Here is a 16,940-nt window from a genome sequence, read left to right as displayed (position 1 = left end):
GAGCTCAGCCCTCGACGACGGATGTGCCCTGGGTCAGGTTGTCGTGACCATCGGTAGTGATGATCACGTTGTCCTCGATACGGATGCCGCCATGATCCTGCAGGCGATCGATGGCCACCCAGTCGACCGCGTCGCGCTGGGCGCCGTGCCGGAACGGCTCCAGCAGCATCGGGATCACGTAGAGTCCGGGCTCGATGGTCACGACCATGCCGGCATCGAGCGTTCGTGTCAGGCGCAGGGCTGGGTCCTCCGCCGGCGTCGGTAGCGGCGTTCCCCGGTCATCGCGCTGGCGCCCAGCCACGTCGTGGACCTGAATTCCCAGGCTGTGCCCCAGCCCATGGGGGCAGAACGCCCGGGTCAGGCCGCACGCTACCGCGGCCTCGGCGCTGAGCGTGACCAGCCGAGTCTCCACCAGCAGCTCGGCCAGATGGCGGTGCATTTCCCGATGCAGATCGACGAACGACAGGCCCGGGGCGAGGCGGGCGATGAGTCGCTGTTGATAGTCGATGACGCCCTCGAGGAGGCGCTCGAATAGCGGGTCGGCGTGGGCGGATGCCCAGGTACGGGTGATGTCCGCCGCGTAACCGGCATGGGCATGTCCTGCGTCGACCAGCAGCGACCGCGGCAACTCGGGCGCTTCCAGGTCGTAGTGCTGATAGTGAAGGGTACCGGCATGGTGATTGATGCCGATGATGTTCTGGTAGGGAACCTGGAATTCGCGCTGACGGGTCGCGGCGAGGTAGGCGAGCTGGATGTCGAGTTCGCCGGCGCCATCGGCGAAGGCGGCACGGGCCGCCTCGTGGCCCGCCAGGGCCCACTGGTTGGCGACGAACAGGCAATGACGTTCGTGATCGTCCTTGCGCATGCGGAGTTCGTCCAGTGCCGCCAGCAGCCCCGGTGGGTTGAGTTCGGCGCCCAGTGGCATCGCCGAGGCATCCAGGTCGCCGATCACCGCCAGTCGCCGTGCGGAGATCTGGCGCGGCGGCGGCCAGCCGGTGTCACGCAGCGGCTCCAGCGTCATCATCTGCGCCAGCACGCCCGTCGGCGCCGGCGTGGAGAGATGCCAGAAGTCCGCCGGGGCGTAGTAATACCAGCGGGGCATGCTGCCCGGCTGGATCAACAACCAGTCATGCTGGTGGTGGCTCGCACCGGTCCAGTGGACGAAGTGTCCATAGCTCCTGAAAGAGGTCTCCTGATCGTCGGCAAAATGAACGCCGGCATGGCCGCTGTAGATGAGCACGGCGTCGAACCCCTGAGTGGCAAGGATGCTGGCATAGGCAGCCTCCAGGCGTTCCAGATGGGCGCGTTGGCGTGTCTCGGCGCTAGCGGTTTGAGAGCTCATGGCGCGTGTCCTGTCGTTGACGTTGTCGTCGAGCCGGTGGCGAGCTGCTGCAGCAGCCCCGGCAGTGAGGGGTGACGGCTATCGTGACGAAAATAGAGGCGCAGCGACAGCGGCACGTCCCAGCGCTGATCGCCGGCCCGGGTCAGTTCGCCGGCTTCGAGCAGGTGGCGAACGGTGCGCCAGGGTAACCATCCGAGCCCATAGCCCTGCTGCACCAGTTCGCGAATGTTGGATGTCTGGATGTTTTCGTTGAGCGTAGCCAGGTGGACTTCCTGACGGGAACGTCCCCAATGGGCGTGTAGCGCCGCCGCGATCAGGCCACTGGGGTGATAGGCGATGTGCGGCACCGGCTCACGCTTGCTGCCCGGCAGCACGAAGCGCGGTTGACCGTCGAGATTGGCCAGGCTGACGGGCACCAGGCGCTCTTCGCCAATCTCGAGATAGCGCACGCCGCCGAGGTCGAGTTCCAGCGCCGTGCGACTCTCCGGCCAGTAGCACAGTGCCAGATCCACCTCGCCGCGTTCGAGCGCCTGAAAATACTCCCCGACCAGCCAGCTCGTGGCTCGCAGGTAGGGCTCCACCTGAGCATGAAGGGCGTGGGCCTCCAGCCAGCCCGGGACGAAATGCGTGACCAGGCTCTGTGGCGCAGCGAGCTTGATGCGGCGGGCGTCTTCATGGCCGAGGTTCTTCAGCCGCTCCCGCGTCACCCGCACCCGCTCGGTGATCTGCTGGCACAGGATCAGGAACTCCTCGCCGGCCGGGGTCAGGCTGAGCGGCAGCGTCTGGCGGTTGATCAGCGTGGTCCCCATCGACTCCTCGAGCAGTTTGATGCGTCGCGAGAAGGTCGGCTGGGTGACGTTCTGCTGATCGGCAGCGCGGGAGAAATGACGCGTTTCGGCCAGGACGATGAAATCCTCTAGCCAACGTAGTTCCATGGCTTTCTCTATCGTGGATCCTGCTGTTGCGAGGCACCGGGCGGCGAGTTGGCGTAGCGTGGCGTCGACCCGGGACAGCCTACCCGATGGGCCCGGGGTCGCCTATTGGTGACTGCCATCAGATGCGCCCCTCCTCGACGGCATGGCAGGCGATCCGATGGCCCTCGGAGAGTGTCCGCGGCGATGGACGCTCGCGCTGACAGCGGCTGTTGGCGTGCGGACAGCGGGCGCGAAACACACAACCGCTTGGCGGCTCGATCGGCATCGAGGTCTCACCGTTCAGGCGCATCGTCTGAACCTGGCCATCCCGCAGCCTGGGGCTCGCCGCCAATAGCGCTCGGGAGTAGGGGTGACGAGGATTGGCGAACAGCGTGTCGGCGTCCGCCAGCTCGCAGATCGTGCCCAGGTACATCACCGCGACTCGGGTGGCAAAGTGTTCGACGACCGCTAGATCGTGGGTGATCAACAGATAGGTCAGGCGACGTTCCGCCTGGGCGTCCATGAGCAGATTCAGGATCTGGGCCTGCACGGAGACGTCCAGGGCGGAGACGGGCTCGTCGGCAATGATGAACTCCGGGTTCACGCTGAGGGCCCGGGCGATGGCGATACGCTGTCGCTGGCCGCCGGAGAACTCGTGCGCAAAGCGCTCGCTCCAGCCAAGGTCGATCCCCACGTCGGCCATCAGCGCATCGGCGCCGTCGCGCACCCGGGCGCGCGACCAGTCGGTATGGTGAAGGCGAATGGGCTCCTCGAGCGTCTGGCGTACCGTCAGGCGAGGATTGAGCGAGGCGAAGGGGTTCTGAAAGATCATCTGCAAGCGCCGACGGTAGGGTCGCCACTGATTCGCCGTCAGATGATCGACACGCTGGCCGTCGTAATGCACTTCGCCGCTGCAGGGGGAGAGCAGTCCCGCGATCAGACGCGCCAGGGTCGACTTGCCACATCCCGATTCGCCCACCACGCAGAGCGCATCGCCACGCTGAATCTCCAGATCGACACCGTTGACCGCATGAATTCGCTGACGTCGCCAGGCGCGGGAGCGCTTGTCGAACCGCCACGGCAACAGGCGTTCCGGATGCAGCGCGAAGCGCTTGCTGAGCCCTTCGACCCTGAGCAGCGGCGTCGGCGCATCGGCAGCACGACCCAGCGTCTGCAGCGAATCGGCCGGTGTCATGTTGCCTCCTCCTCGATGGGCAGGGTAGCGATCAGTTCCCGCACCCAGTGGCAGGCGACCTGGCTCTCGCCGGAGACGACGGCCTCGGGGACCCGCTCGCTGCAATCCCGGCGAGGCTGGCCCTGGGGCGTGAGGCGGTAGCGACAGCGTGGATGGAAGGCGCATCCTGCCGGCACCTGGGAGAGACTCGGCATGTTGCCGGGGATCTGGGCCAGCGGCTGCCGTGGCAGTGCCATCTGGGGCAGGGCGTTGATCAAGCCCTGGGTGTAGGGGTGCTGGGCGTCGTTGATGATCGCCCGGGTCGGCCCCTGCTCGACGATGCGGCCCGCGTACATCACCAGCAGCCGCTGTGTCAGCCGGCCGATGACCCCCAGGTCATGGGAGATCACGATCAGACCGACGTTGTGCTTCTCGCACAGGTGCTTGAGCAGGGCGATGATCTCCGCCTGGATGGTGACATCGAGCGCGGTGGTGGGTTCGTCGGCAATGATGATGTCGGGGTCGAGCAGCAGGGCGATGGCGATGACGATCCGCTGGCAGAGGCCACCGGACAGCTGGTGCGGATACTGCGCCAGGCGCTGCTCGGGAGACGACACCTGGACCTGGCGCAGCTTTTGCAGGGCCACGCTCCTGGCGCGGCGGGAGGAGATCCGCCGATGCGCCTTCAGGCTCTCGATCATCTGCTGGCCGATGGTCAGCACCGGATTGAGCGTCGTCAGCGGATCCTGGAAGATCATCGCCACCCGGTTGCCCCGGATCCGGCGCAGCTGGCGATCGGACAGCCGGGTCAGTTCATGCCCCTCGAAGCGAACCCGGCCCCGGGCGATGCGGCCCGGGCGGGAGAGCAGCCTCAGCAGACTGAAGGCGAGCACCGACTTGCCGGCGCCGGATTCGCCCACGATCCCCAGCCGCTCGCCGCGATCCAGCGCGAAGCTCACGTCGCGTACCGCGCGAATCTCGCCGTGCCTCAACGGGAAACGCACATCGAGATGCTCCACTTCCAGCAGCGCCATGCCATTAACCCTTGTAGAGACGGGGATTCATCGTATCGCGCAACCAGTCCCCCAGCAGGTTGACGACCAGCACCAGCAGCACCAGAAACAGACCGGGCAGCAGCGTGATCCACCAGGAGCCTGACTGCAGGTAGTCGAACCCGGACTTGATCAGCGACCCCAATGAGGGCTTGGTCTCGGGCATGCCCAGGCCCAGGAACGACAGCGCCGCTTCGGCCATGATGGCGTTGGCGATCTGGACCGTGGAGAGCACCAGGATCGGCGACAGGGTATTGGGCAGAATGTGCCGCCACATGATGCGGTAGCTGGAGAAGCCTAGTACTCGGGCCGCCTCGACGTACTCCTTGCGCTTCTCCGCCAGCACGCTGGCCCTCACCGTGCGGGCATACTGCGGCCACTCGCTCAGGCCGATGATCGTGATCAGGATCGCGACGCCATAGTCGCCGTAGAATGCGCCGCCGAAGGCCGCCTTGACCACGGCACCGACCACGATGGCCATCATCAGGGTCGAGAACGATAGCTGGATATCGGCCAGCCGCATCAGCAAAGCGTCGACGACGCCTCCTCGATAACCGGCGAGCAGCCCCAGCACCGTCCCCAGCAGGGACTGAACGAGCACCGCCCCGAAGCCGATCGCCAGCGAGACGCGAGCGCCGTACAGCATGGTCGACAGCAGATCCCGCCCCTGGGCATCGGTACCCAGCGGGTGGCCAGGCTCGCTGCCGGCGATCCAAAACGGGGGCAGCTCAGAATCGAGCAGGTTGATCTGGGCCAGGTCGTAGGGATTGCTCGGGGCGATCCACGGGGTCAGCAGCAGTCCGATCATCAGCATCCCGAACAGCAGCAGACAGATCTGGGCGCGCCGGTCTCGCTGCAGCCGGTAGAGGAAATAGGAGTCGCGAAAGCGGCGCCATGCGGTGGATGGGGAGCCATTCTCGAAACTCATGCCGACCTCCCGCTCAGCGTTACCCGTGGATTCAGGCCCCGGTAGAGCAGGTCGACGAGGGTATTGGTCACCACGAATATCAGCCCGACCACCATCAGGTAGGCGACGATCAGCGGCATGTCGGCCCGTTCGATGGCATCGAGGAACATCAGACCGGCGCCGGGCCACTGGAACACGGTCTCCGTCAGCAGGGTATAGGCGACCAGCGTACCGATCTGGACCCCGCCGAGGGTTACCACGGGTAACAGGGTGTTCTTGAGCGCGTGCAGGAAGTAGATCCGTGAAGGTCGCAAGCCTCTGGCCCTGGCGTACTTCACGTAATCCGACTCCAGCACCTCCAGCATCTCGGCATGAATGAGACGAACGAACAGCGGCAGCATGACGAACGCCAGGGAGAGGGCGGGAAGCAGCAGATAGAGAAGGCCCTGCCACGAGGCGAAGTTGGTGTACCAGACACCCCAGACGTGGACGGGGTTGCCACGGCCGTAGGCCGGCATCCCGCCCTGGATGGAGAGCAACTGGTTGAGCCACTGCCCCCAGCCGGTGCCGGTGGGGAACAGCGTCACCTGGATGCCGATCGAGAAGAGCTGGATCAGCACCATGGCGCTCAGGAAGACCGGCACCGAGATACCGATCAGCGATAGCCCCATCAGCCCCCGTGACAGCCAGCTGCGAGGCCGGATCGCGCAGAAGATGCCCACCGGCACCGACAGCAGCAGGGTGATCACCGCACTGGCGGCAACCAGCTCCAGGGTGGCCGGGAGGTAGCGTGCGATGACATCGAGCGCAGGCTCATGGAAGAAATAGGAGTCGCCGAAGTCCAACTTCACGGCGTCGCCGGCGAAATCCAGGTACTGCATCCACAGCGGCCGATCCAGGCCGAGCGAGTGCCGCAGCGCCGTGGACTCGGCATCGGTCGCCGTCGGCCCCAGTAGCTGCCGAACGGGGTCTCCCAACCCGTCCTGAATGGCGAATCCGATCACGCTGATGACGAACATCACCGCCACGGCCTGCAACAGCCGACGCATCAGGAAGAATATCATCGGGGCTGGACCACCACGTCACCCAGGTAAGGCATGTTCATCACGTTGAGCACCGGGGCGATCTCGACGCGATCGGCCGCCGCCCAGGCGAGATTCTGCCAGTACAGGGGGATAAACGGGGCGTCGTCATGAATCTCCCGCTCGGCCTGTTGCAGTAGCCGGGCTCGCGCCGCCGGCCGCATGGTGAGGTTTGCCCGCTTCACCAGCGCATCTATCCGTGGATTGCAGTATTCGCTGGCATTGTACTGGCCCGCGCCGGTCTCGGCGTCGGGGCAGAAGGTCAGGTACTCGAAGAAGTTGGCGGAGTCGCCGGTATCCGAATACCACCCCATCATCATCATGTCGGCCGCGCGGTTGTCGTACTCGGCCCAGTACTGGTTCTTGGGCAGGGTCTCGAACTCGACGGTGACATTGATCTTGGCCAGCATCGCGGCGATCGCCAGCGCCACCTGGGCGGTCTGGGCATCGTTGACGTAGCGGTTGTTGGGCGCCATCAGGGTAACCGAGAATCCATCGCCATAACCGGCTTCGCGCATCAGCTCGCGAGCCCTGGCGAGATCGTGGCGCGGGATCAGCGTCGGAACATGGCCCTCGTATCCCTGGGGTGACATCTGGGCCGCGGGGGTCGCGAACCCCTTCAGCAGGCGCTCGGCAATGGCGGTCTGGTTGACCGCGTAGGCGAAAGCCAGGCGCACGCGCCGGTCGCGGAAGGCCGCTACCCGCTGCTCGTTGAGCTGCAGCATGGTGATGCGGGTGCCGGGCATGGTGACCAGCTTGACCCCTTCGGCGTGACGAAGCCGCTGGACCGCATTGAACGGGACCGGGGAGATGAAATCGACGTCGCCGGAGAGCAAGGCGGCGACGCGGGTGGCGTTCTCGGCGATGGGCGTCATCACCAGGCGCTCGACATTGCCGGGTGAGTCGGTGTCCCAGTAGTTCGGGAACCGCTCGAACTCGATCCTGGCGCCGGGCTGGCGTTTCACGACCTCGAAGGGACCGGTGCCCGAGAGGTGGCCCGAGGCGAATGAATTGCCGTTCTTGACGATATCGCTCTTGTCGAGACCTCCGCCCGAGGTGCCGGAATAGAACTGGCTGTCCATCGGAAAGATATAGGTCGCAAGGTTGAGCAACAGCGGGTAGGGCTGACGCGTTTCCAGGTCCACGGTGAATGCGTCCACGGCTTCTACCCGGCTTATCGGCGCGAAGATGGCCCGGAAGTCCGGGCTCCGCTGCAGCCGGCGCAGCGTCCAGACGACATCCCTGGCGGTGAACGCATTGCCGCTGTGGAAGGTGACGCCGTGGCGTAGATGGAAGCGCATCGTCGTATCGTCAAGCTGCTCCCAGCGGGTGGCGAGGCGAGGCTCGAAATCGAGCTCGCGATTCCAGCGAACCAGCGGGTCGAAGGCCAGGTGCGACAGCTGAAGCATGCCGATGGAGAGCTGTTCGTGGATGTCCAGCGAAACCGGGTCGGTATCGTAGGCGACCCTGAGCGTGATGGGGCTGTCGTCAGCCAGCGCGGCCCCCGTCGAGAGAGGCACCAGCAGCCCCCCGACCATCAGGCCGAGCAGGAACGTTGTGAGACGCATTGCGGGTTCCGCTATTGTTATTGAACGTCGTTACCGGATCGATCGGGCTGAAGCCGAGCCTGCCGATCACCACCTTACTGATGAATGGTCGGCCAGCCCAATCGAAATCTTGTTGCGCGCCATTCAGTCGCCGAATGGCGGCGATGAACGGCGCGTCGCGACGGCCCGACGGGGAGCGATCAGCTCTGGGCGGGAATGGTCGGCTGGATGCGGATGGTCCCCGTCTGGTCGGCACGGGAGACGGTGCAGCCCAGGTCGTTGACGCGGCCGTCCTTGAGCCCGTAGACCCAGCCATGCACCGACAAGGGCTGCTCTCGCTCCCAGGCCCGCTGGATGATCTTGGTGCGACACAGGTTGGCGACCTGAAGCCGCACGTTGTGCTCGCACAGCCGATCGACCCGTTCGTCCAGGGAGAGCGGCTCCATCTCCGGCCTGAGCTGCTGATAGAGTTCGCTGACGCTGTTGAGCCAGTAGTCGACGATGCCATGCTCGCCACCGGTGATCGCGGCCTTGACGCCGCCACAGCCGTAGTGGCCCACGACCATGATGTGCTTGACCTTGAGCACGTCGACGGCGAACTGGATGACCGACAGCGCATTCATGTCATTGTGATAGATCAGGTTGGCGACATTGCGGTGAACGAACACCTCGCCGGGTGGCAGATCCACGATCTGATTGGCGGGGACTCGGCTGTCGGAGCAACCGATCCAGAGATAGTCGGGATTCTGCTGCTGAGAAAGTCGAGCGAAAAAGTTTGGATCGCGCAGCTGAATCCCGTCGGCCCAGTGGCGGTTCTGCTCGAGAAGAGTCTGGATATCGTTCATGACGGTAACCTGATAGTGGGGGTGGACGAACCACTGGTTCGCGATCGAATCAGCGATTCTAGGCCATCCGTCGCCATTTTCGAAGTCACCCGGTCGACCATGCGAACGCCAGCCCCATGGCACCGAAGCATTTTCTATATCACACCGATAGCCTTGGGCTTTTCCGACGTCGACGCCGGGCTGGTATGATCCCTCCAACATTTCTCTAGGAGTCTCACAGTGGCGAATTACGATTACGACCTTTTCGTGATAGGGGCCGGGTCGGGCGGTGTCCGCGCCGCGCGCACCGCCGCAGCGACCGGCGCCAGGGTCGCCGTTGCCGAAGACCGCTATCTCGGCGGCACTTGCGTCAACGTGGGTTGCGTGCCGAAGAAGCTGTACTCCTACGCTGCCCACTTTCACGACGCATTCGAGGATAGCCGTGGATTCGGCTGGACCATTCCCCAGGCGCCGGCTTTCGACTGGGCGACGCTGCGTGACAATAAGGTCGAGGAGATCAAGCGCCTCAACGGCATCTATGGCCGCTTGCTGGAAGGTGCCGGCGTCAGGCTGATCAACGGTCGCGCCAAGCTCGTCGACGCCAACGCCGTCGAGATCAACGGCGAGCGCATCACCGCCGAGAAGATACTGGTTGCGGTCGGTGGCTGGCCCTGGACGCCCCAGTTCGAGGGCAGCGAACTGACCGTCAACTCCAACCAGGTGTTCGATCTCGACAGCTTCCCACGCCGTTTCCTGGTGCTGGGCGGCGGCTATATCGCCGTCGAGTTCGCCAGCATTTTCAACGGATTGGGGGCGGATACGCACCTGATCTACCGCGGCGGGCTGTTCCTGCGGGGATTCGACCAGGAAGTGCGAGAATTCACCCGCGACGAGATGGCCAAGAAGGGCGTCAACCTGCATTTCGAGGCCAACATCGAGCGTATCCGCAAGGTCGAGGGTGGACTCGAGGTCACCTTGACCAACGGCGAACGGCTAGAGGTGGACGCGGTGCTGGTCGCCACCGGCCGTCGTCCGCACCTCGAAGGTCTGGGGCTGGAGGCGCTCGGGGTCGAACTCAACACCGATGGCACGCTCAAGGTCAACGAACGATACGAATCCTCCGTGCCCTCGATCCTCGGCCTGGGTGACGTGACCGGCGGCCCCGAACTGACCCCGGTCGCCCTGGCGGAGGCGATGCACATGGTCCAGCACCACTATGGCGACAAGACGCCGGGGCCGCTCGACTACCAGGACATCGCCACGGCGGTATTCTGCCATCCCAATGTCGGCACCGTCGGTCTCACCGAAGAAGAAGCGCGCGAGCGATTCGAAACGGTACGCATCTACAGCGCGGATTTCCGCCCGATGAAGCACACGCTATCCGGCAGCGACGAGCGTTGCCTGATGAAGCTGGTGGTGGACGATGCCAGCGATCGGGTGGTCGGAGCCCATATGGTGGGCGACGAGGCTGGAGAGACGATACAGGGCATCGCGATTGCCGTGCGTGCCGGGCTAACCAAGACCGACTTCGACGCCACGGTGGGCATCCATCCGACCGCGGCGGAAGAGTTCGTCACCATGCGAAGCGTTACGCGCCGCTGATCCAGGTTCGATCGCTATCCGATCCCAATGGCCGCCCTTCGAGGCGGCCATTGTCGTTTGCGGCCGAACGAGCGACTTCCGATCGCTGCATTCATGCCACGTTTTTTCGCGGCTCGTCTAGACTCAATAGGCAAGAGGGCGGCAACATCCATATAAATAATATTTATTGATTAAGCGTGGCAAAATAACCTGCCGTTTGAAGCAATCCCGGCACGCTGCTATCCTTGATCCCAATTTCGCCATAGCGATGATGACGATGACCAATCCCAACCCGGCGTTCACCCCTTCGGCAGATCTGGCACGACCGACGGTTGCCGATGCCGTCGTGGGCAAGCCAGACATGCCTCTGTTCATTCGCAAGCCCACCACCGAAGATGGCTGGGGCATCTATGAACTGGTCAAGGCCTGCCCCCCGCTGGATGTCAACTCTGGCTATGCCTATCTATTACTCGCCACCCAGTTCCGTGACAGCTGCGCCGTGGCGACGACGGAGGATGGCGAGATCGTCGGGTTCGTTTCCGGTTATGTCAAAGCCGCCGCGCCCGACATCTATTTTCTGTGGCAGGTGGCAGTAGGGGAGAAAGCTCGAGGCACGGGCCTCGCCCGCCGCCTGGTCGAGGCGGTGCTGACCCGGCCGGAGCTCGCCAGCCTGAATCACCTGGAAACCACCATCACGCCCGACAACCAGGCTTCGTGGGGACTGTTCAAACGTCTTGCGGATCGCTGGCAAGCACCGCTCATCAGCCGCGAATATTTCTCGACCGACCAGTTGGGCGGCGAGCACGATCCGGAGAATCTCGTCCGGATCGGGCCGTTCGACCCGCAACGCATCTAGAGCGGATTGCGATCCGCCTCATCACGCATCGCCAACCAGGGAGGTTGTATGCAGACCCAGATTCTCGAACGCATGGAGTCCGAAGTCCGGACTTATTCCCGCTCGTTTCCCATCGTGTTCACCAAGGCGCAGGGCGCGCGGTTGACCGCGGAAGATGGCCGCGAGTACATCGATTTTCTCGCCGGCGCCGGCACCCTGAATTACGGTCACAACCATCCGAAGCTGCAGGAAGCGCTGGTCGAGTACATCACCTCGAATGGCATCGTGCATGGTCTGGACATGTGGACCGCCGCCAAGCGTGACTACCTCGAGACGCTGGAAGAAGTGATCTTCAAACCGCGCGGACTGGACTACAAGGTTCATCTGCCGGGACCGACGGGCACCAACGCTACCGAAGCCGCGATTCGCCTGGCTCGCGTGGCGAAGGGGCGTCATAACATCGTCACCTTCACCAATGGCTTCCATGGCGTCACCATGGGCGCACTGGCGACGACCGGCAACCGCAAGTTCCGCGAAGCGACCGGTGGTATCCCGACCCAGGGTGCCAGCTTCCTGCCGTTCGATGGCTATCTCGGGGAAGGCACTGACACACTCGACTATTTCGAGAAGCTGCTGAGCGACAAGTCTGGCGGGCTCGACGTGCCGGCCGGCGTGATCGTCGAGACGGTGCAGGGCGAGGGCGGTATCAACCCGGCAGGCCTGGATTGGCTGAAGCGTCTGGAAGGCATCTGCCGCGCGCATGACATCCTGCTGATCGTCGATGACATCCAGGCAGGTTGTGGCCGTACCGGCAAGTTCTTCAGCTTCGAGCATGCCGGCATCGTGCCGGACATCGTCACCAACTCGAAGTCGCTATCCGCTTACGGGCTGCCGTTCGCCCACGTGCTGATGCGCCCTGAACTGGATAAGTGGAAGCCTGGCCAGTACAACGGCACGTTCCGCGGCTTCAACATGGCTTTCGTGACGGCGACCGCCGCGCTCAGACATTTCTGGAGCGACGACACGTTCGAGCGCGATATCCAGCGCAAAGGCCGTATCGTCGAAGAGCGCTTCGCCAAGATTGCCGCGGCATTGACCGAAATGGGCTATCCCGCGAGCGAACGTGGCCGCGGACTGATGCGCGGTATCGACGTGCGCGACGGCGACGTGGCGGACAAGATCACGGCGAAAGCCTTTGAAAATGGACTCATCATCGAAACCGCGGGGCAGGGTGGCCAAGTCGTGAAATGCCTGTGTCCGCTGGTGATCAGCGATGAAGACCTTCTCGAAGGCCTGGACATTCTGGAACGCAGCGCCAAGGAAGCCTTTGCCTGAGGCGGAAATGACGCTGAAAGGCGGCCTTCGATGGCCGTCTTTCATACCGCCTTTTCACGTAGTCACCCACCAGGAGTTGTAATCGATGATCGTACGTAATCTTGCAGAGTGTATGAAAACCGATCGTTTTGTCGAAGCCGAGAACGGTAACTGGGACAGCACTCGCTTGATGCTGGCTGAAGACGGCTGTGGGTTTTCATTCAACATCACGCGTATTCATCCGGGTACGGAAACCCACATTCACTACAAGAACCACATCGAAGCGGTGTTCTGCTACGAAGGTGAGGGTGAAGTGGAAACCATCGCCGATGGCAAGATCCATACCATCAAGGCCGGCGACATGTATTTGCTCGACCAGCACGATGAGCATTGGCTGCGTGGCAAGGAAAAGGGCATGACCGTGGCCTGTGTCTTCAGCCCTGCGCTAACTGGCCGTGAAATTCACCGCGAAGACGGCTCCTACGCACCGGCCGAGTAAATCTCAACGCGCCATCGTTCATTCAGGCACAAAAAAAGACCGCTTATGCGGTCTTTTTTTGATCCTGACCTCCTCCCAGAAACCGGATCCACCGGCAATGTGAAATTCCCGCTACGTTTATTCTGATAGCACGAGATCTCGCGATGGAGCCTCGACTTGGTGCCGTGAAAACAGAATACCAACGGACTAATTCGCCAGTAATTTTGAAGGGTACGGCCTTTCGAGAAGTCATCGACGCTGAGCTGCGGTAGGTCGTAGAGAGGCTCAACAACCTGCCCGCAGCGTCTGGGTTATCAGACTCCGGTCCAAGTATTTTGAGTGGATACTCAGGCTCATTGGAAATGCGTTTTTCTAAGGTAATTTCGATTGGCTAGCAATCATAGATAAAGTTGTGTCGTGATCAATCTGAGCTAAGAACTGCTTGGCCTCCTTTTGAAAGGCTGCTAATGCTTGTCCAGATAGCTGCTTGCCTTCCGGCAATTTGACGCGCATGGCGTCGACTTGATTATTGTTAACCATTAATTCGTAATGAAGATGAGGCCCCGTGCTACGACCCGTATTGCCGGATAGTGCAATCTTCTGGCCTCTGGAAACGCGCTCGCCTTCAGATACCAAGCGTTTGGATAGGTGCATATAGCGAGTCTTGTAGCCGTTGTCATGGCGGATCACAACGTAGTTTCCAGCGCCATTTGCTTGATAGGCCGATTTGACAACACGTCCATTTGCTGGAGATTGAATCGAAGTGCCAATGGTTACTGCAAAGTCAGTGCCTCGATGCGGACTAACTCGGCCAGTGATTGGGTGCTTTCGCCGCAAGTTAAAAGGCGAGCTTATCCTGTAGTCGCCTTTAAACGGCTTCCGGTTAAATGCCGGGGAGAGGCTGTAGCCTTCAGAGGTATAAAAATTGTCATCAGCAGGATTCCTAACGATAGCTAGGTCTCTTTTATTGCCTTTGTAGTGAGCAGCAAGGATGCGCGAATCAGCAGCCTGACCCTCAATCATATCGGTTTCTACCAAAACTCGGAATTGATCTCCTCGCCGGGCAGCACGGCGAAAATTTATCTTTTTCGAAAGTAGATCGCTCAGATCAGACACTTCTGAGTAAGATAAGCCAGTGGCGCTGGCTGACTGAGCAAAACTGCCATTGACGGTTCCTGAAAACAATCGCTCCGTTTTCCGAGCCGTTTTTTCAAGACGAGTAACCTCAAAGCTCTTGCTGTCGTGGTCGCGTTCAATCAGGAGGCCGGAATGTGCATCCTCCATGATTCGCAGTGCCAATAATTCACCAGATTCGTTAATTTTAAAGTCAAAGTTATCACCGACACGCCAGCGAGTGAATGTCCTTTCGTCCGGGATTTCTTCGAGAAGCTGCATAACTTCATCATAGCCTAGTCCCAGAATGCGTTCGGCCATGTCCGCGAAAGTATCGCCGGATTGAATGGTATAAGTTTCCCAAGATGGGACGAATCTTTCGTTGGCTACCAGTTCTTCTTCCATGTCTACTTTTTCATCGTTATGTATTAGGTCGACAGATAAACCAACATCGGAAGTCCCGCCAACTTTGCGATCGTTGGCTTCTGTTGACGAGTCGGTAAGTCGAATCGCCATGTGCAGCGCCTGGCTATCCAGTTCGCTAGCGTCTTTAGTACTTTCCGGCTTGGTTGTAGGAACGCTGGGGTTTAATGGTGTAGCCGCACGAACAACGCTGTCTTGGACAGTTGTTTCAGAAACGCGAGTAGTTTCAACTTCGTCTGTTACCAATAGGAGGCTTTGCGGCGAGCCTGCCGTGGGCTTGGTAAGTCCGGTGGAAGCCTGAGCGGGGCCCGTATATTTGTAGTTGGTGCTGACTTTAACAGCTGTCATGGTGTCAGCTTGAGCTTGGAAGCGAGTAGATAACTCAATGCTTGGCGAACTAGCCTCGTTAAGGGGCGCATCATCTCCATTAGAAGCTTTTAACACAGAGAAGATTTCCTGCGCTCCTAGTAACGTGACTAGCGTAGCTATAGGTAAAATCAGTAATTTTCGGCTGCGAGGCAGGAAGCGAAGGATTCTTAGCATGAGAGCTTATGATAGACCAAGTGAAGTGAAATGGCGGCACTTTACCCCAAACAACACGATGTGCCTACCCTACAGGGCAAGCCTCTGCGCATAATGACATTTTGTAGTGGCTTGCCTAACTGTCGATAACGGTGTCTTTTAGCTATTTCGCCTGCGTACCCCGGATATAACCAGCGCTGCTGACAATAGCCAGGTTGGCCAGCTTCCGGTGCGTGTGAATGGCGTTTCTCCCCGCATGGCCCGGATTTCTCCGTTGAGGGTGGTCATCCTGAATTGAGTCGCGCGATCGATAATGCGACCTTGCGGGTCGATGATGGCCGTCACCCCATTGTTCGTTGCCCGCATAACATAGCGACCATTTTCAAGGGCGCGTAGCCGGGCCATTTGCAGATGCTGAAGCGGCCCGATGGAGTCACCGAACCAGGTGTCGTTGGACACCGTGAGCAACACCTCAGCGTTATCGGCGCGTTGTGCCACTAAGTCCGGGAAAATAATTTCGTAACAGATCGCCGTGCCGATGCGCAGTCCAGCGGCTCGGATCGGGCCTTGTTCGGAATTGCCTGCCGTGAAGTCTGACATCGGCAGATCAAAGAAAGCGATAATGCCACGTAGCTGTTTTTCCATCGGGATGTATTCACCGAACGGTACCAGATGCGACTTGCGGTACACATCCGTAACCTCGCCGGCACCGACTACGGCATTGTAATAGCGGCCCGAGTCGTCGCGCTGCACGATACCGGTGAGTAGTTCGGCTCCTGATGGCAAAGTAGCCTTAACCCGCTCCAACAGCGGCTCGGCTTGACGCTGATACATAGGAATCGCCGTTTCCGGCCAGATAACCAGATCTATGTCTTCAGCAATGTTGCGGGTCAATCGGGCATAGGTGCTGACTGCGTTACGCTGCCCCTCGTTTGTCCATTTGCTTAGCTGGGGTAGATTGCCCTGTAACAGGCTCACTTGTACGGGCTCCTTGCTGGGTATGGTCCACTGAGTAGGAAGCATCAAGGGGAACAGCCATAGAGCGGCGATCGTGCCCCCTGCCCACCAGCGTCGACGCAGGAACTCCACCCCCAGCGTGCCCGTCAGGGCGGTAACCAATGTCAACAGCAGCACCCCGCCAACCGGGGCCAATGGTGCTAAAGGAGAATCGACGTGCGCGCTCCCCAGCAATAGCCAAGGGAAACCGGTGAAAAGGTATGTCCGTAGCACTTCAATCAACACCCACGCGCCGGCGAAGGAGAGAAAGGCTAGACGCGAGCCAGTAAAGCGCCGATAGAACCAGAAGGGAATGGCATAGAAAAGCGCCAAGGTGGCGGCAAACAGGGCTGTAAGGAAAACCGATAGCGGCACCCCCGTGTAACCGTACTCATGGATCGACACGTAGACCCATGAGGTTCCCGTGGCGAACAGCGCGATGCCATAACACCAGCCTCGCAGGGCTGCCTGACCCGGTGTCAGGTCATCCAGGCCTGAGTAAATGAGGCCGACGGCGACCGGCCCCAGCCACCAAAGCTCGAAGGGAGAGAAGGTTAGCGTCGTTAGAGCCCCTGCGAAGACCGCTAACACGCATCCCATCCAGGGGCGACAGGAAAATCGCATGGGTTGCTCCTTAACGTGACGGGCCACTTTTATCAAAAACGCCTCGGAAAAACATTATGGCCATTCTCAAAAGTCATGCTTCTATTGGCCGTCGCAGTCGTTCGCAAGTCGTTTTCTACCCGCCTCGCATGCTTCACTACCAGTAAGACGATGCGGCTTGACTCTATAGCCACTAGAAGGTTTAGAGTTTAAACACAGAAATTGAACGAGGT

Annotated in this window: 14 protein-coding genes; 4 read left to right on the top strand and 10 right to left on the bottom strand. The window is 61.0% G+C overall.

Features of this window, described 5'->3' with window-relative positions:
- Nucleotides 1-4 precede the first annotated feature (4 nt).
- The 8 genes from pepQ to AAGT95_RS16200 all read right to left on the bottom strand — a co-directional run bounded on the left by pepQ (nt 5) and on the right by AAGT95_RS16200 (nt 8,863).
- Nucleotides 5-1,342 carry a Xaa-Pro dipeptidase gene (gene pepQ, locus AAGT95_RS16235; protein ID WP_342594469.1) on the bottom strand — a complete coding sequence of 446 codons (1,338 nt, stop codon included), beginning with the start codon at nt 1,340-1,342 and terminating at the stop codon, nt 5-7.
- Nucleotides 1,339-2,277, bottom strand: a complete 939-nt coding sequence (locus tag AAGT95_RS16230) for a LysR family transcriptional regulator (protein ID WP_342594468.1) — start codon at nt 2,275-2,277, stop codon at nt 1,339-1,341. The genes pepQ and AAGT95_RS16230 overlap by 4 nt, the downstream gene beginning before the upstream one ends.
- 118 nt (nt 2,278-2,395) lie before the next feature.
- A complete protein-coding gene (locus tag AAGT95_RS16225; protein ID WP_342594467.1) occupies nt 2,396-3,451 on the bottom strand; it encodes an oligopeptide/dipeptide ABC transporter ATP-binding protein in 1,056 nt (351 codons plus the stop codon).
- A complete protein-coding gene (locus AAGT95_RS16220) occupies nt 3,448-4,464 on the bottom strand; it encodes an ABC transporter ATP-binding protein (protein WP_342594466.1) in 1,017 nt (338 codons plus the stop codon). Before AAGT95_RS16220 ends, AAGT95_RS16225 begins: the two co-directional genes overlap by 4 nt.
- Before the next feature lie 4 nt (nt 4,465-4,468).
- Nucleotides 4,469-5,410: an ABC transporter permease gene (locus tag AAGT95_RS16215; RefSeq protein ID WP_342594465.1), complete on the bottom strand. Its 942-nt coding sequence runs from the start codon at nt 5,408-5,410 to the stop codon at nt 4,469-4,471.
- Complete coding sequence (locus tag AAGT95_RS16210) at nt 5,407-6,453, bottom strand: ABC transporter permease (RefSeq protein WP_342594464.1); 1,047 nt, start codon at nt 6,451-6,453, stop codon at nt 5,407-5,409. The genes AAGT95_RS16215 and AAGT95_RS16210 overlap by 4 nt, the downstream gene beginning before the upstream one ends.
- Nucleotides 6,450-8,039 carry an ABC transporter substrate-binding protein gene (locus AAGT95_RS16205; protein ID WP_342594463.1) on the bottom strand — a complete coding sequence of 530 codons (1,590 nt, stop codon included), beginning with the start codon at nt 8,037-8,039 and terminating at the stop codon, nt 6,450-6,452. The genes AAGT95_RS16210 and AAGT95_RS16205 overlap by 4 nt, the downstream gene beginning before the upstream one ends.
- Before the next feature lie 179 nt (nt 8,040-8,218).
- Complete coding sequence (locus tag AAGT95_RS16200; RefSeq protein ID WP_342594462.1) at nt 8,219-8,863, bottom strand: carbonic anhydrase; 645 nt, start codon at nt 8,861-8,863, stop codon at nt 8,219-8,221.
- A 219-nt stretch (nt 8,864-9,082) separates the two neighbouring features.
- Here AAGT95_RS16200 and gorA point away from each other — a divergent pair, with 219 nt between their 5' ends.
- From gorA to AAGT95_RS16180, 4 genes are all read left to right on the top strand, one after another.
- The gene (gene gorA, locus AAGT95_RS16195; protein WP_342594461.1) at nt 9,083-10,444 is read left to right on the top strand and encodes a glutathione-disulfide reductase; all 1,362 of its coding nucleotides are present in this window, start codon (nt 9,083-9,085) and stop codon (nt 10,442-10,444) included.
- A 256-nt stretch (nt 10,445-10,700) separates the two neighbouring features.
- Nucleotides 10,701-11,279: a diaminobutyrate acetyltransferase gene (gene ectA, locus AAGT95_RS16190; RefSeq protein ID WP_342594460.1), complete on the top strand. Its 579-nt coding sequence runs from the start codon at nt 10,701-10,703 to the stop codon at nt 11,277-11,279.
- 48 nt (nt 11,280-11,327) lie between these two features.
- On the top strand, nt 11,328-12,593 hold the full coding sequence (gene ectB / locus AAGT95_RS16185) for a diaminobutyrate--2-oxoglutarate transaminase (RefSeq protein WP_332779570.1): 1,266 nt from the start codon (nt 11,328-11,330) through the stop codon (nt 12,591-12,593).
- Nucleotides 12,594-12,678: 85 nt separating this feature from the next.
- Complete coding sequence (locus tag AAGT95_RS16180) at nt 12,679-13,071, top strand: ectoine synthase (RefSeq protein ID WP_087719747.1); 393 nt, start codon at nt 12,679-12,681, stop codon at nt 13,069-13,071.
- A 351-nt stretch (nt 13,072-13,422) separates the two neighbouring features.
- Here AAGT95_RS16180 and AAGT95_RS16175 read toward each other — a convergent pair whose 3' ends face one another.
- Nucleotides 13,423-15,030, bottom strand: coding sequence for a peptidoglycan DD-metalloendopeptidase family protein (locus AAGT95_RS16175; RefSeq protein ID WP_244179840.1), 1,608 nt, complete (start codon nt 15,028-15,030; stop codon nt 13,423-13,425).
- Nucleotides 15,031-15,267: 237 nt separating this feature from the next.
- Complete coding sequence (gene lnt / locus AAGT95_RS16170) at nt 15,268-16,728, bottom strand: apolipoprotein N-acyltransferase (protein WP_071230019.1); 1,461 nt, start codon at nt 16,726-16,728, stop codon at nt 15,268-15,270.
- Between the last annotated feature and the right edge of the window lie 212 nt (nt 16,729-16,940).

It is taken from the genome of Salinicola lusitanus, assembly GCF_038648475.1.
Taxonomy (GTDB): domain Bacteria; phylum Pseudomonadota; class Gammaproteobacteria; order Pseudomonadales; family Halomonadaceae; genus Salinicola; species Salinicola lusitanus.
The sequence above is the reverse complement of the archived record's forward strand: the minus strand, read 5'-3'. Positions and strand labels throughout refer to the sequence as shown.